Below are 14817 nucleotides of genomic sequence, written 5' to 3'. Positions count from 1 at the left end.
GCGCAGGCAGGAGAATCTCTCGGACTCCTTTTTCTGGTCGGCTCGTTGATCGAGCGGCCTGTTTTCCGATCCGTGCCCGATGGTTTTCCCGGTGCTCGTCGGGCGGGCACATCGCCCCTCTCTCAGGTATCGCAGAATTGTCGGCCGGTCCGGTTAGCATCTGCTCGTCCAAAGGAACGGGGTTGACCCGTTATTCCTTGTCGCGGATCGACGGATAGGAGTTCTGTGAAGTTTTCCAGTAGAGCCGGGCGTCGAATCGGATGGTTGGTGGCCGTTATCGCCATGGCATCCGGCGTCTTTGTTCCGGCGGCGCATGCCGCACCGAAACAGGCCGTTTCCGGTACGGCTTCCGCGGCGTCCGCGCAGGACGATCCGGTTCAGAACCCCGTGGGGAAGGTCGCCGTCCACTTCGAGCGGACCACCGCGTCGAAGTGCCCGGTGACCTTCAGGATCCACGGTTCCTTCGAGGGACTCCCCGCCGGCGTGCAGATCATCCGCTACCGCGTCGTCGGCACCGAGAAGTGGCGGAGCGTCAAGGTTCCGCCCAACCACGGTGGCGCGTTCACCACCGTCCTGCAGACGTTCGAATGGGACTGGGAGACGGAGGAGACGTCGGTCCAGATCGAGATCAAGCAGCCGGACGGTCTCGTGTCCAATGTCCTCCACTACTTCAAGTGCGGGTTGCCGGGCGAGGACGAGACGTTCGGCGAGACCACGGGGAATGTCGGGCTGACGGCCTCGGGCGGCCCGCTGGCCGAACTGGTCGCCGACGCCTACGTGGACGCCGTCCGGGCTCTCTCCGGTGCGGAGGTCGCCCTGGTCAGCAGGTACGGCTTCTACGCGGGCCTGGACGCGGGCCCGGTCACCCGCGAGGAACTGTGGGGCACCCAGTCGGCCGGGCTCGCCGTGGACGTGCACGCGATGACCGGCGCGCAGCTCAAAAGCCTCCTGGCGTACCCGAACCCGCAGGGCTGGGTGCTCACCCCCTCGTCCGCGCTCCGCTACACGCTTGAGGGCGGAGCCGTCACCGAGATAACGCTGAACGGTGTCCCGGTGACCGACACCCAGGTGATCAAGATCGCGGCCAACTACATCCTGATGGGCGGCTGGCAGGGTTTCCCGCAGTGGACGGGGACCACCAGCGTCTATCACGGCGGTCCGGACGACACGGCGGCACTGGCGTCCTACCTCGTGAAGAACTCGCCGGTGAACCCGCCTGCGGGGGACCGCGTCACCATTCGATGAGTGCCGATAAATCGTCCCGGCGAACATAGCGCCGGGTGACCGAGCCGGTCGCCGGACGGAATTCGTTCCGTCCGGCGACCGGACGTCGGCCGTAATATCGCCACGTATGCAGGAAAAGGACTTCACGCTGTCGGGATTCCTCTCGAAGCTCGCCGTATTGAAGGCAAAAATGTTGCCGGCACGCCGAAGGCGGCGAAAACAGAGCTTCGGAGCCCGACTTTCCGAAGAGTTTGCGGCCGGACGTGGGGGCGAAATAGACGCCGTGGATCGACCTTCGTTCGCCTCACCCGGGGACCTCCCGAGGGCCGACTTCGCTTCCCCGCGCCGGTGAGTGGCGGTTCTGGACATGGCGAGGACGGGAACCTCCGCGCCGGACGGCGTGATCGCGTTCGACGTGCTCGGCCCTGGCGAAGCGGAGGGATGGCCGCTCGGTCGCCACGCCTCCCGGGCGCACGGACCGGCCCCCGCCCGGTCTGCTTTGCGAGTGCGTGCCGGAAGGTTTACGAGTGACGGGGGGCGGGGGGAATCGGTCACTTCGACATCCTGTTGCGAATCATGAACGCCAGACCGAATTCCAGGAGGACATCATGACGACCACGACGCGTCCCGCCGAGGCCTCCGGGCAGTTCACCATCGGGGGCGACCTCACCGTCAACCGCCTGGGCTACGGGTCGATGCAGCTCACCGGCGAGGGCGTGTGGGGAGACCCGCGCGACCCCGACGAGGCCGTCCGGGTCCTGCGCAGGGCGGTCGAGCTCGGCGTGAACCTCATCGACACCGCCGACTCCTACGGCCCGTTCGTCGCCGAGCTGCTCATCAGGAAGGCGCTGCACCCCTACGCCGACGACCTGGTGATCGCGACCAAGGCGGGGTTCACCCGGCAGGGTCCCGGGCTCTGGACGCCGGTCGGCCGTCCCGAGTACCTGCGCCAGCAGGTCGAGCTGAGCCTGCGCCACCTCGGCGTCGAGCGGATCGACCTGCTGCAGCTGCACCGCATCGACCCGGCCGTCCCCGTCGCCGACCAGGTCGGGGAGCTCGCGCTGATGCAGCGGGAGGGCAAGATCCGCCACATCGGACTCAGCGAGGTGAGCGTCGAGGACGTCGAGGAGGCGGGGAAGTCCGCGACGATCGTCTCGGTGCAGAACCTCTACAACCTCGCACACCGCGACGCCGAGCCCCTGCTGGAGTACTCGGAGGCGAACGGCATCGGCTTCATCCCCTGGTTCCCGCTCGCGACCGGCAGGCTGGCGGCGGAGGGCGGCCCGCTCGCCGCGGCGGCGAGGGAGCACGGCGCCACCCCTTCGCAGCTCGCCCTGGCGTGGCTGCTGCGCCGTTCCCCGGTGATGCTGCCCATCCCCGGCACCTCGACGGTCGCTCACTTGGAGGACAACGTCGCCGCCGCGGCCGTCCGGTTGACCGACGAGGAGTTCAACGCTCTGACCAGGGGCGTCTGAGGAGGGCCGAGAATTTTTCCGAGGATACTTGCAAACCGAAGAGCCGCTAACCTATAACTGAATTAAGAGGTTTCCGAGAAGGCAGGCTTGAGGATACCTGCCAGTTCATACGGAGGTGGTTACCGATGCTGCTGACGTCGATCGACCCGTTCATCCAGGAGTTCGACCGCCAGTTCGACCGGCTCGCGCGTCAGGCCCTGGGGTCGGGTGATGGGGCCGCGCGGGTGGCCATGCCGCTCGACGGGGTCCGCCGCAAGGACGACGTCCTCCTGAAGTTCGACCTCCCGGGCATCGACCCCGACACCATCGAGGTGACCGTCGACCGCGGGGTGCTCTCGGTGAGCGCCGGCCGCGAGGAGGAGTACGGGGAGGATGACCGCCTGTTCGTCCGCGAGCGCCCGATGGGCACCTTCACCCGCCGCGTCTACCTGTCCGAGCACCTCGACAGCGACAAGGTCGACGCCGCCTACTCCAACGGCGTCCTGGCGGTGCGCATCCCGGTCATCGAGCGGGCCAAGCCCCGCAAGGTCGCGATCCAGAAGGCCGAGAGCGCGGCCGACCAGAAGTCGATCAAGGCGTGAGGTCCAGGATCTGACCGCAGAACCTCCTCGGGGTGGGTGCCGGTTCCGGCACCCACCCCGCGCGTTTCCCGCCCCGTCCCCTCCCGGGGAACCATCCACGAACCCCACGACCCCGTAAGGGAACCCCACGACCCCGCAAGGGAAAGGAGCGGTGATGGCCCGGTTACCCTTCGACGACGAGCACGCCCCGCTGTACTCCGTCGGCCAGGTCGCCGACATGCTCGAGGTCGAGCAGGCGTTCCTGCGCAGGCTCGACGAGCACGACGTGGTCAGTCCCGCACGCTCCACCGGCGGCCAGCGGCGCTACACCCGCCACGAGATCGGCGACCTGCAGGACGCCATCCGGCTCGTCGGCGAGGGGATGAGCCTCGCCGCCGTGCGCCGGATCTTCACCCTGCAGCAGCAGGTCCGAGACCTGCAGGAGGAGCTGGCCAGGGAGCGTGCCGCCCGGCAGGAGGAGCGCTCCACCGAGCGGTAGGACGGGAGGAGCCGGCCAGAGGGCGTGCCGCCCGAGGAGAGGAGCGCTTCGCCGAGCGGCAGGGGCGGCAGGATCCGCTCAGCCCTTGATGGCGCCGATGATGACCCCCTTGGTGAAGTGCCGCTGGACGAACGGGTAGAGGAACAGCACCGGCAGCAGCGCGAGGACGACGATGGCCATCTGGATGGCCAGGCTCGGCGGTGGTGACTGCCCGGCGATGGTGCCGACGCCGGTCTGTCCGACGATCAGCGACTGGCCCTGGAGGACGTACTGCCGCAGCACCACCTGCAGCGGCCACTTGGCGTTGTCGTTGAGATAGAGGACGGCGTTGAAGAACGAGTTCCAGTAGCCGACCGCGTAGAACATGCCGATGACGGCGGTGACGCCCTTCGACATGGGCAGCACGATCGTCCGCAGGATGCGGAACTCGCTCGCGCCGTCGATGCGGGCGCTGTCGGTCACCTCGTCGGGGATGTTCATGAAGAACGCCCGCATCACCACCAGGTTGAACGCGGTGACCGCGCCCGGCAGGATGAGCGACCAGTAGGTGTCGATCAGTCCCAGCGAGCTCACCAGCAGATAGTTGGGGATCAGCCCCGGTCCGAACAGGAAGGTGAGCAGGACCAGGAACAGCATGGGCCGGTGCAGCAGCGAGCCGGGCCGCGACAGGCCGTAGGCGGCGAGCACGGTGACGGTGAGGCTGATCGCGGTGCCGACGAGGGTGACGCCGAGGCTCACCATCACCGACCTGGTCACCACGCCGCCCGCGAAGAGCTCCTCGTACGCGGCGAAGGAAAGCCCGTTCGGCACGGTGACCAGGCCTCCGGCCTCCGTCACCGCATCCTGGGTGGACAGGCTGGTCAGCACGACCATGTAGATCGGGAAGAGCACGCACGCGACGATGAGCGTGAGGACGAACCCCTTGAGGAGCCCGCCGGCGCGGCTGGGCCGCTCGGCCCAGGGGGGAAGAGTCGTCATGATCGTTTGTAGATTCCCTGCTCGCCGAATCGGTGGGCGACCTTGTTGGCCACCAGGATCAGCACCAGCCCCACCAGGCCCTTCACCAGGCCGGCCGCCGCGCCGTAGCTCCACTCGCCGGTGAGCAGCGTGCGCCAGTACACGAACGTGTCCAGCACCTCGGCGGCCTCCCTGCCGACCGCGTCGCGCTGCAGGAAGAACTGCTCGAAGCCGACGTTCAGTGCCTCGCCGAGGCGCAGGATGAGCAACAGCACGATGACCGGGCGCAGGCCGGGCAGGGTGATGTGCCACAGCCGCCGCCAGCGGCTCGCGCCGTCGACGGCGGCGGCCTCGTAGAGGTTCTGGTTGATGGCGGCGAGCGCGGCGAGGAAGATGATCGTTCCCCAGCCGGCGTCCTTCCAGACCGTCTCCGCCGTCACCAGCACGATGAACGTATCCGGATTTGTCATGAGATCGATGCCGTCGTACCCATGGTCCCGCAGCGTCTGCGCGAGCAGGCCCGCGCCTCCGAACATCTGCTGGAACAGCGTGACCACCAGTACCCACGAGAAGAAGTGCGGCATGTAGACGATGCTCTGGATGAACAGCCGCAGCCGGGGCCGCACCACGCTGTCCAGGAGCACGGCGAGCAGGATCGGTATGGGGAAGTAGAAGACCAGCTGGAACGTGGTGATCGTGAGGGTGTTGATCGTCGCGTCCCAGAAGCTCGCGTCGAACATCAGCCAGTGGAAGTTGGCGAACCCCACCCACGGACTGTCCCCGATGCCCACGTACGGCGAGTAGTCCTGGAACGCGATCACGTTGCCGAGCAGCGGGACATAGTGGAACAGGATGAGCAGCCCGATGGCGGGAAGGGCCATCAGCAGTAGCTGCCAGTCACGTTTCAGACGCGAGATGAAGGGTTGTGGGCGCGCCCGGCTTGTCCTCGGACCCCTTTTGCGGACATCCTTGGAGGTGCCGGCGCCGGCGGGTGAGGTCAGGTCACCCGCCGGCCCGGTTCCTCCGCCGTCCTCGGGGGTGGTCCTAAGCACGGCCGTTGTCCCGCAGGACCTTCATGTAGAACTCGCGGGCCTCGTCCCCGCCGTCCCGCCGCCACTCCGTGACGATCTGCTTGGCGTCGCTCACCGGCCGCCGGCCGCGCATGATGTCGGTGAACTTGTCCTCGGTGGGAACCCGCAGCCCGGAGAACTTCGACGGCATCTGGATCCTGATCCCGTCGAACGGCCCCTTCTCCAGATACTGGAAGCTCGCGTTCTGCCACTCCATGTTGAGCTTGACAGCGTCGGGGAAGGCCCAGTCCACGTACAGCGGGCGCCCAGCGAGGAAGCCGTAGGTGTAGGCGACCTCCTTGCGGCCGAGGTCGGTCGCCTCGGGGATGCCCTTCGCGTCCCGCTTGAAGTGCTTGCCCTCCACCCCGAAGTTGGAGAGCTCGTACTCCTTGGTCCCGTACGGCGCCGCGCACCAGTTGAGGATGGAAATGATCTCCTCCACCCGCTCCTTCGGCAGGCCCTTCTTGACGAAGGTGAAGAGGTTCGCCGCGTTGTTGTGGTACATCAGCGGGGTGCCGCCGTCGTGGGCGAAGAGCGGGAAGACGCCCAGGCTGAAGTCGGGGTTCCTGCCGCGGTGCTGCTGCAGGAGTTCCTTCCAGCCGCCCAGCCCGTCGCGGTAGATCAGGATCTGCCCGCTCCCCATCAGCTCCTTCTCGTTGGCGCCCTTGCTGCCGACGACGCTCGGGTGGACCAGCCCCTCCTTGAAGACCTTCCGCATGAACTCCAGCATCGGCTCGAACTCGGGGGTCTCGTACTTGTGGACGAGCTTGCCGCCCTCGTACCGCCACTCCTGCGGGATGCGGAAGGTCGGCCACATCATCTCGTGGATGCTGCCGAACGCCCAGCGCTTGGCCTTGGCGTCGGTGATCTCCTTGCCGAGCTCGAACAGCTCGTCGGCGGTCTTGGGGTTGGCGTTCCAGCCGTTCTTGTCGAACAGGTCCTTGCGGTAGAGCAGTGCGAGGGGATACGGCTCGGTCGGGAACGGCACCGCCATGAGCTTGTCGTTCCAGACCGACCACTGCCACGCGGCGGTCGGCAGGTTGGCCAGCAGCTGGTAGGGCTTGACCTTGTCGCCCTGCAGGTAGGGGGTGAGGTCCTCGAAGGCCTTGTCGACGGCGGTGTTGAAGTCCGCCATCTTGTCGATCTCCCAGCTGGGGATGCACATGATCTCCGGGATGTCCCCGGCGGCGAGCCTGGCGATGACCTTGTCGACGTAGACGGTGCCGTCGGCGATCTGGAACTCCACGGTTGCGCCGATGTCGGCGTTGACGGCCTGGAAGTAGGAGTTGCTCGCCAGACCGGGGGGCGGCGGGCCCCACAGCGGGGTCATCGCCTTGTAGGTGCCGCCCTTGCCCGCCTTCTGGGTGAGTGCGGGGGTGGGGGTGGCCGGGTAGGAGGTGAAGCCGCCGCTGACGTCGGGTACGCCGGGAAGGGTGGAGATCGTGCCGGGGATGTCGGGCTTGAGGCCGGGGAAGGCGGTGTAGGTGGGGGTGAGGGACGTGAGCTTGTCCGCTGCGGCGGCCGTGGCGCCTCCGCTGCCGGGCCGGGGGCCGCTCGGCGCGGAGCACGCGCTCAGCAGGCCACCTCCCGCGGTCATCGCGGCGGTGAGCCCTACCAGTCCGAGGAATCCGCGGCGGCTGGTCAACGCGCCCTGGGGGAGATCGTTCACGGGGCGCTCCCTTCGTTGGTTCGTGGTGGATCGGGGGGTGTCGTGGAGGATGGCTCCGGGGTAGAATTAGTTCGTCTTTCGACCAAACAAATTAGTCGAGGGTGGCCGCCGCCACAAGGGACCGCCGATCGCGGGGCACCGGGGAGCGGTCACGGATTGGTGAACGATGGGGCATGATGGGGCCAGCCTGGCCGAGCGGGAGCGGGACTCACCTTGATCACATCTACGACTGACCCGCGGCCGGCGGACTTCGCCGACGTGCGGGCCACCAACCTCGCCGTCGTGCTGAGGTTCGTACGCGGGAACGCGCCGTGCTCGCGGGCCGACATCGCGGCGTCCACCGGTCTCAACAAGGCGACCGTGTCGAGCCTGGTCGCCGATCTGATCGACCGCCGGCTCGTCAGGGAGACCGGCCTGACGGAGAACCGCGTCGGCCGCCCCGCCACGATGCTCGTGCTCGACGGCTCGCCGTACGCGGCGATCGGCATCGAGGTGAACGTCGACTACGTCACCGCGGTCGCGGTGGACCTGTCGGGGGAGAAGCTGCTGTCCTGGCGCAGGTCCTTTCCCGGCGCGGCCGGTACGGCGGGCCAGGCGATGGCCACCGTCGCCGGAATCGTCCGCCGGGTGGTGAGCCGGATGGCGAAGGAGGAGCGCCAGGTTCTGGGGCTCACCGTGGGCGTGCCCGGACTGATCGGCACCGACGGCGCCGTGCGCGTCGCGCCCAACCTCGGCTGGCGTGACGCCGACCTCTGCGGCGACCTCACCAAGGCCCTGCGCGACCCGGGCTTCCCCGTACAGGTCGACAACGACGCCAACCTCGCGGCCCTGGCCGAGCACCGCTTCGGCCCGCACGCGGGGACGGCGAACCTGGTCTACCTCACCGGCGAGATCGGGGTCGGGGCCGGGATCATCCTCGACGGGCGGCTGCGCCGCGGGGGCCGGGGATACGGCGGCGAGATCGGCCACATCCAGATCGACCCCCTCGGCGCCGAGTGCCGCTGCGGGCGCCTGGGCTGCCTGGAGGCCGTCGCCGGGATCGGTGCCGTGCTGGAACACGCCGCGATCTCGCCCGCCGAGGTCGAGACCGAACTCGAAGAGGTGGCGCGACTGGCCCGCGTGGGCGACGAGCGCACGCTCGCCGTCCTGAGCACCGTGGGTCACAACCTCGGCAAGGGCGTGGCCCTGCTGGCCAACCTGCTCAACCCCGAGGTGGTCATCCTGGGCGGCTACTACGTGCCGCTCGCGCCGTGGCTGCTGCCCGCGGTGGAGGCGGAGATCGCGGGACGCACGATCGCGCCGGACGCCGGGGGCTGCCGGGTCGTGGCCTCCACGCTCGGGTACGGGGCGGCCGCGCTGGGGGGCGCCGCCCGGGTGCTCGACTCCGTGGACTCCGGCCACCTGCCGCGGGTCTCGTGACCCGCGTGGGGCCGGGGGAGCGCCCCGGCCGGACCGGAGGACCCGCGGGTCTCGTGATCCGCGTCAGGGTGGAGGTCCCGTTGGATTCATGCTGTTTTCAGGGGATCCCCTGACCCGGATCCGGGGATTTCCGGTCGTCGGCAGGCGTTCTTTCGATCCGGATGCGGGTGGATTCAGGTCGTTTGCCGGGTAACTCTTGACCTCTGCCGCACAGGAGTGCACCCTTCAGGGAAGCTCCGTTCGAAACACGCGCGCAACGAACACCGGGGCGCGCGGGTGGCGGCGGAGTTTTCCCGGACCGATTATCGAAGCGCTTCGACTGAGGCGCTCTTCCACGCTGGAAAGTCGAAGCGCTTCGACGCTCTCAAAGGGATGGTCCCCGATGAACGAACCGTTCCGTGACCCGGAACTCCCCCTCGCGCGGCGGATCGCGGACCTGCGGGGCAGGCTCACCCTGGAGGAGAAGGTCGGGCTGCTGCACCAGTACCAGCAGCCGGTGACGCGCCTGGGGGTCGGCCCGTTCCGCACCGGCACCGAGGCGCTGCACGGCCTCGCCTGGCTCGGTCCGGCGACGGTGTTCCCGCAGGCGATCGGGCTGGCGAGCACCTGGGACCCCGAGCTTGTCCGGCGGGTCGGGGAGGCCACGAGCGACGAGGTCCTCGCCTTCCACCACAAGGATCCGGCCGGGGCGGGACTCAACGTCTGGGCTCCGGTCGTCAACCCGCTGCGCGACCCCCGCTGGGGCCGCAACGAGGAGGGCTACTCCGAGGACCCGTGGCTGACCGGCCTCATGGCGACGGCGTACGCCTCCGGCCTTCGTGGGAGCGATCCCACGGTGCTGAAGACCGCGCCCACCCTGAAGCACTTCCTCGGCTACAACAACGAGACCGACCGCTGCGTCACCTCCAGCGAACTGCCGCCCCGGGTGCTGCGCGAGTACGAGCTCCCGGCCTACCGGCCCGCGCTGGAGAGCGGCGCCGCGGTCGCCGTGATGCCCTCCTACAACCTGGTCAACGGCCGCCCCGCCCACCTCAGCCCGCTGATCGAGGAGGTGCTGCGGGCATGGGCGCCCGACGACATCCTCGTCGTCAGCGACGCGTACGCGCCGGGCAACCTCACCGGCGCGCAGGGGTACCACGACGACCTGCCTGAGGCGTACGCCCACGCGATCAGGGCCGGGCTTGACAGCTTCACCCAGGACGACGACCGTTCCGAGGCCACCCTCGGCCACATCCGCGCCGCGCTGGAGCGCGGCCTGCTCACCGAGGAGGACGTCGACGCCGCCGTACGGCACGCGCTGTCCATCCGCTTCCGGCTGGGCGAGTTCGACCCCTCCACCCCGTACGACGACATCGACGAGGCGGTCGTCAACTGCCCCGAGCACCAGAGCCTCGCCCGCGAGGCCGCCAGGCGCTCGATCGTGCTGCTGCGCAACGACGGTCTCCTGCCGTTCGACGCCTCGGTGCGCAGGATCGCGGTCATCGGCCAGCTCGGCGACACGCTCATGGAGGACTGGTACTCGGGGACCCTCCCGTACGCCGTCACCGCCCGCGCCGGGCTCGCCGAGCGGTGCGAGACCGTCTTCTGCGAGGCCGTGGACCGGATCACCATCTCGGTGGACGGCGGCGCGGAAGGGACGAACGGCCGCCCCGTCGTCGCTGTCGTCGCCGACCCCGACGGCGGGCCGCTCGGAACGGGTGGCGAGCCCGACCTGTTCGACCTGTTCGACTGGGGCGGCGGCTGCTACGCCCTGCGGGCCGTGACGACCGGCCGCCACCTGTCCGTCGACGAGGAGGGAGTGCTGGTCAACGACCAGCCGGGTCCCAACGGCTGGGAGGTGCGCCAGACCTTCCGCACCGAGGACCGCCCCCGAGGCGCGCTCGCGCTCCGGCACATCTCCACCGGCCGCTACCTCGCCTTCGACGGCGAGGTCTTCCGTCTCGCCGACGACGCCGACGCCGCGGCCTGGCTCACCGTGGAGCGGGTCGTGAGCGGTGCCGAGGCCGCCGCCGCGCTCGCCGCGACCGCGGACGTGGCCGTGGTGGTCGTCGGCGACCACCCCCTGGTCAACGGCAGGGAGACCGAGGACCGCCTCGACCTCGCGCTGCCCGCCGCGCAGCAGGCCGTGGTGAGGGCGGTGCGCGAGGCGAATCCGAGAACCGTGATGGTGATCAGCAGCGGCTACCCGGTGAGCTGGGACGGCGACGACCCGCCCGCGGTGCTGTGGTCCTCGCACGGGGGCCAGGAGTACGGCCACGCGCTGGCCGAGGTGCTGTTCGGCGACGTCGACCCCGAGGGGAGGCTCACCCAGACCTGGTACCGCTCGGCGAGCGAGCTGCCCGACCTGCTCGACTACGACATCATCGCCACCGACGCGACCTACCAGTACTTCAGGGGGACCCCGCTCTACCCCTTCGGGCACGGCCTCGGCTACACCACCTTCGAGTACGCCGACCTGGCCGTCTCGGTGGAGGGCGGCAGGCTCACCGCCTCGGTCACCGTCACCAACACCGGCTCCCGCGAGGGGGTGGAGGTCGTCCAGATCTACACCCGCCAGCGGCGCTCCCGGGTCAAGCAGGCGCTGCGCCGCCTGCGCGGCTTCGTCAAGGTACGTCTCGCCCCCGGTGAGAGCACCCGGGTCGACTGGGAGTTCGACATCGCGGAACTGGCCTTCTGGGACGTCACCAGGGGCCGGTTCGTCGTCGAGGACGCACCCCACAAGGTCATGGTCGGTGGCTCCGCGCGGGACATCCGGCTGTGCGCCCCCTTCCACGTGGACGGCGAGCGGATCCCGCCGCGCGACGCCTTCGCGGGCCCGATCGCCGCCGTGGACCACGACGAGTACGACTCGGTGGCGTTCGTGGACGCGGCCAGGGTCTCGGGTGACGCCGTACGGTCCGCCACCGAGGGCGCGTGGATCGTGTTCCGCTCGGTCGACCTGGGGGAGGGGGCCGCGTCCTGCTCGGCCACCGCGACCAGCGCCGAGGGCGGCGTGCTCACCCTGCGCCTGGACGACCCCCTCTACGGGCCCGTCGTCGGCGACCTCCCCGTTCCCCGCGCGGGCCGCTACGACCTCGCCGAGATACGCGCCGGGCTTGCGGAGGCCGGAGGAGTCCACGATCTTTATGTGGTGTTCGAGAACGCGGGGATCACCCTCGCCTCCCTGAGCTTCGGCGCGGTCACGTGAGCGGGCGGGCGGTGACGATCAGCGAGGTCGCCAGGCACGCCGGGGTGGCCGTGAGCACGGTGTCGTACGTGCTCAGCGGGAAGCGCGCGATCTCGGCCGACACCCGGCGCCGGGTGCTCGACAGCGTGCGGGTCCTCGGATACCACCCCAACGCCGGTGCGAGGGCCCTGGCCAGCAAGCGGGCCAACGTCATCGCGCTGGTGCTGCCCCTTCGGGCGGGCGTGCACGTCCCGGTGCTGATGCAGTTCGCCACCTCGGTGGTCACCGCCGCGCGCAGGTACGACCACGACGTGCTGCTGCTCACCGCCGACGAGGGCTCCGACGGGCTGCGCAGGGCGGCGGCGAGCGCGCTGGTCGACGGGCTGGTCGTGATGGACGTGGAGCTTCACGACAGCCGGGTACCGCTGCTCAGGGAGCTCGCGGAACCCAGCGTGCTGATCGGCTTCCCCGCCGACTCGGCCGGCCTCACCTGCGTCGACCTCGACTTCGCGCGGGCGGGTGCGCTCTGCGTGGAGCACCTGGCCGAGCGCGGGCACCGGGAGGTCGCGCTGCTCGGCGCCCCCTCGGTCGTCTACGACCGGGGCACCGGCTTCGCCCGCCGCACCAGGGAGGGTTTCGTCGCGGCCGTGGGCGAGACCGGCCTGACCGGGGTGGCCCTGCCGTGCGAGGAGAACTTCGACCAGGTCTCCACCACGATCGCCGAGCTCCTCGACAGCAGGCCGGGCCTGTCCGGGCTGGTCGTGCACAACGAGGCCGCGGTCGGTCACGTGCTGGGGGCGCTGCGTCAGTACGGCAGGCGGGTGCCCGACGACGTCGCCGTGGTGGCGATCTGCCCCGACGACATCGCGGAACGCTCCAGTCCGCCGCTCACCTCGGTGCTGATCCCGGCCGAGGAGGTGGGCCGTCAGGCGGTCCGGCTGCTCATGGAGAAACTCGAAGGCCGCGCCGTCCCCGACGGTACCCTGCTCCAGCCGAGGCTCACCGTCCGCGACAGCACCTGAGGCGCTTTGCGTCGAGGTTCTCGCCGTCCACAACGGCTCTTGAGGCGCCCAACCCGGTGGCCTCCCGCCAGGTTTTCCCGGCGGACCCCCTGCTTCCTCTCAACGGCGACGGGCGCGTTCCCTCCAAGGGAAACGCGCCCGTCGGTGCTGCGTTCGTACTGTCCTACCTGTTCTGCTTCTGCCGGGTGTTCCGCGCGGAACGACTACCAGTCGCCGCCACCGAAGTCACCGCCACCGAAGTCGCCTCCGCCGCCGAAGTCACCCCAGCCTCCGCCGCCGAAGTCGCCTCCGCCGCCGAAGTCGGTGGCACCCCCGCTCTCGCCGCCGCCGTAGCCGCCGTAGCCGTAGCCGCCGAAGCCACCGCTCATCATGCTGCCGATCATCGTGCCGACCAGCATGCCGGTCATGACGTCGCCGAAGCCGCCGTAGTAGCCCTGGGCGTAGGGCTGGTAGGCCGGGCCCGCGTCGTAGTACGGGCGGCGCTGACCGTTGACCATGACCTCGCGCGCCTGCGGCTCGAAGCCGCGATCGACGGCCTCGGCGTCGGCCGCGCAGGCGGGCACGTCGCGCAGCGCGCCGCCGGGCGGGGCCCAGCGCACGTCGCGGACGGAGGGACCGTGCTGCGGGTTGAAGAAGCACGGGGAGCGTCGCTCGGGCAGCGGCTGGTTGTTGACGCGGGCCTTCACGCAGGCGAGGGCGTAGCGGCCCTCCTCCAGCGCGGTGGTCACGCCACGGAGCTCGTCGGGGCGGTTGACCGCCGCGAGCTCCAGCTTGGCCCGCTCGTAGGAGTCGAGGGCGCGCTGCCAGTCCTGCTGGTGGTCGGCGCCGTCGTTGAGCAGCTTGACGTCGGTGTCGAGGTCGGTGATCTCCTCACCGAACTTGGTGACGTCCTCGTCCACGGTCTGCTTGACCGCGGCCAGCTCGGCGGCCTCGCGCTCCTCGCGCTGCTTCTTCTTCTTGCGGGAGTAGAAGAAGATGCCCGCGCCACCGGCGAGGGCGAGCACCAGGATGCCGACCAGCACGCCCGTGCTGGAGCCGCCGGAAGAGCTGGAGGAACCGGAGGAGCCGGACGGGGCACCGGCACCGACGGCCGCCTCGTCGGCCAGCTTGATGAAGTTGATCACGTTGTCGGTCGGGCTGGAGGCGGTCTTCGCCCGCCCGAGCAGCTCGTCGACGTCGACACCCTTGATGTTGGTGACGCCGAACGGCGTGGTGCCGCTCATCACCAGGACGGTGGACTTGGAACCGACGCCCTTGAGGATCGAGCTCAGCAAAGTCCTCGCCTGGGACTGGCTGCTGATCGAGCCCTTCGGCAGCAGCGCCACGTAGACGGAGGAAGTCTGGTCGGCCGCGCCGCGCATGGCGTCCACGGCATCGGCGGGCAGGCCCGCCGCGGGGTCGGCGTAGAAGTTGTCCCCGTCCTTCAGCTCAGAGACGATCGCACTGGGGTCTGGCGCCGCGGCGTGGGCCGCCGGGGCGATCATGGACATGGCCAGTAGCCCGACGAACAATGCCATGATCATGGCACCGAAACGACCTGGCGCGGCTTTTATGATGGTCACGGCAGAAAGCCTCCTTCGTCCTGAAGACGAATGAGTGGACGACAGAGTTCCCTACCCCTCGACCGTATCCCCTCCAGGCCAGGGTCAGGCGTCTCCCGTCCACCTCGGTAGGGGATCGTCACACTGCCCCTATCGGCCCGGCCCCCGTCCTCGCCCGGTTCGGCCCGGTAAGCGCACGCCCCCGGCCCGGCGCG

Annotated in this window: 11 protein-coding genes; 7 read left to right on the top strand and 4 right to left on the bottom strand. The window is 69.6% G+C overall.

Annotated elements, in window-relative coordinates; translation table 11 throughout:
- Positions 1-387 precede the first annotated feature (387 nt).
- The 4 genes from ACIBH4_RS08235 (at position 388) to ACIBH4_RS08220 (ending at position 3758) form a co-directional block, all read left to right on the top strand.
- On the top strand, positions 388-1245 hold the full coding sequence (locus ACIBH4_RS08235) for a 5'-nucleotidase C-terminal domain-containing protein (protein ID WP_362502564.1): 858 nt from the start codon (positions 388-390) through the stop codon (positions 1243-1245).
- Positions 1246-1832: 587 nt separating this feature from the next.
- The gene (locus ACIBH4_RS08230; protein ID WP_362502562.1) at positions 1833-2699 is read left to right on the top strand and encodes an aldo/keto reductase; all 867 of its coding nucleotides are present in this window, start codon (positions 1833-1835) and stop codon (positions 2697-2699) included.
- A 125-nt stretch (positions 2700-2824) separates the two neighbouring features.
- Positions 2825-3280, top strand: a complete 456-nt coding sequence (locus ACIBH4_RS08225; protein ID WP_362502559.1) for an Hsp20/alpha crystallin family protein — start codon at positions 2825-2827, stop codon at positions 3278-3280.
- 154 nt (positions 3281-3434) lie between these two features.
- The gene (locus tag ACIBH4_RS08220) at positions 3435-3758 is read left to right on the top strand and encodes a MerR family transcriptional regulator (RefSeq protein WP_362502556.1); all 324 of its coding nucleotides are present in this window, start codon (positions 3435-3437) and stop codon (positions 3756-3758) included.
- A 78-nt stretch (positions 3759-3836) separates the two neighbouring features.
- Here the strand turns inward: ACIBH4_RS08220 and ACIBH4_RS08215 are convergent, their stop codons facing one another.
- The 3 genes from ACIBH4_RS08215 to ACIBH4_RS08205 are packed head-to-tail and all read right to left on the bottom strand — an operon-like array spanning position 3837 to position 7454.
- Positions 3837-4736 carry a carbohydrate ABC transporter permease gene (locus ACIBH4_RS08215; protein ID WP_362502553.1) on the bottom strand — a complete coding sequence of 300 codons (900 nt, stop codon included), beginning with the start codon at positions 4734-4736 and terminating at the stop codon, positions 3837-3839.
- Entirely contained in the window at positions 4733-5767 is a 1035-nt protein-coding gene (locus ACIBH4_RS08210) for an ABC transporter permease (RefSeq protein ID WP_399171698.1), read from the bottom strand. The genes ACIBH4_RS08215 and ACIBH4_RS08210 overlap by 4 nt, the downstream gene beginning before the upstream one ends.
- On the bottom strand, positions 5760-7454 hold the full coding sequence (locus ACIBH4_RS08205) for an extracellular solute-binding protein (RefSeq protein WP_362502550.1): 1695 nt from the start codon (positions 7452-7454) through the stop codon (positions 5760-5762). The genes ACIBH4_RS08210 and ACIBH4_RS08205 overlap by 8 nt, the downstream gene beginning before the upstream one ends.
- A gap of 213 nt (positions 7455-7667) precedes the next feature.
- On the opposite strand from ACIBH4_RS08205, the gene ACIBH4_RS08200 reads away from it, so the two are divergent.
- The 3 genes from ACIBH4_RS08200 (at position 7668) to ACIBH4_RS08190 (ending at position 13061) form a co-directional block, all read left to right on the top strand.
- Positions 7668-8873, top strand: coding sequence for an ROK family transcriptional regulator (locus ACIBH4_RS08200; protein ID WP_362502547.1), 1206 nt, complete (start codon positions 7668-7670; stop codon positions 8871-8873).
- 382 nt (positions 8874-9255) lie between these two features.
- On the top strand, positions 9256-12060 hold the full coding sequence (locus ACIBH4_RS08195) for a glycoside hydrolase family 3 C-terminal domain-containing protein (protein ID WP_362502544.1): 2805 nt from the start codon (positions 9256-9258) through the stop codon (positions 12058-12060).
- A gap of 11 nt (positions 12061-12071) precedes the next feature.
- Complete coding sequence (locus tag ACIBH4_RS08190; RefSeq protein WP_362502541.1) at positions 12072-13061, top strand: LacI family DNA-binding transcriptional regulator; 990 nt, start codon at positions 12072-12074, stop codon at positions 13059-13061.
- 203 nt (positions 13062-13264) lie between these two features.
- On the opposite strand, the gene ACIBH4_RS08185 is transcribed toward ACIBH4_RS08190, so the two are convergent.
- Entirely contained in the window at positions 13265-14623 is a 1359-nt protein-coding gene (locus ACIBH4_RS08185; protein WP_362502538.1) for a hypothetical protein, read from the bottom strand.
- Positions 14624-14817: the final 194 nt, after the last annotated feature.

Origin of the sequence: Streptosporangium sp. NPDC050284, from assembly GCF_044459525.1 — a bacterium.
Lineage (GTDB): Bacteria > Actinomycetota > Actinomycetes > Streptosporangiales > Streptosporangiaceae > Streptosporangium.
This window is presented reverse-complemented; position numbering and strand designations above follow the sequence as displayed.

Excerpts from the sequence above, each read along its gene's own strand:
- ACIBH4_RS08230 (WP_362502562.1), top strand. The coding sequence starts at position 1,833 with ATGACGACCACGACGCGTCCCGCCGAGGCCTCCGGGCAGTTCACCATC.
- ACIBH4_RS08225 (WP_362502559.1), top strand. The coding sequence starts at position 2,825 with ATGCTGCTGACGTCGATCGACCCGTTCATCCAGGAGTTCGACCGCCAG.
- ACIBH4_RS08220 (WP_362502556.1), top strand. The coding sequence starts at position 3,435 with ATGGCCCGGTTACCCTTCGACGACGAGCACGCCCCGCTGTACTCCGTC.
- ACIBH4_RS08215 (WP_362502553.1), bottom strand. The coding sequence starts at position 4,736 with ATGACGACTCTTCCCCCCTGGGCCGAGCGGCCCAGCCGCGCCGGCGGG.
- ACIBH4_RS08195 (WP_362502544.1), top strand. The coding sequence starts at position 9,256 with ATGAACGAACCGTTCCGTGACCCGGAACTCCCCCTCGCGCGGCGGATC.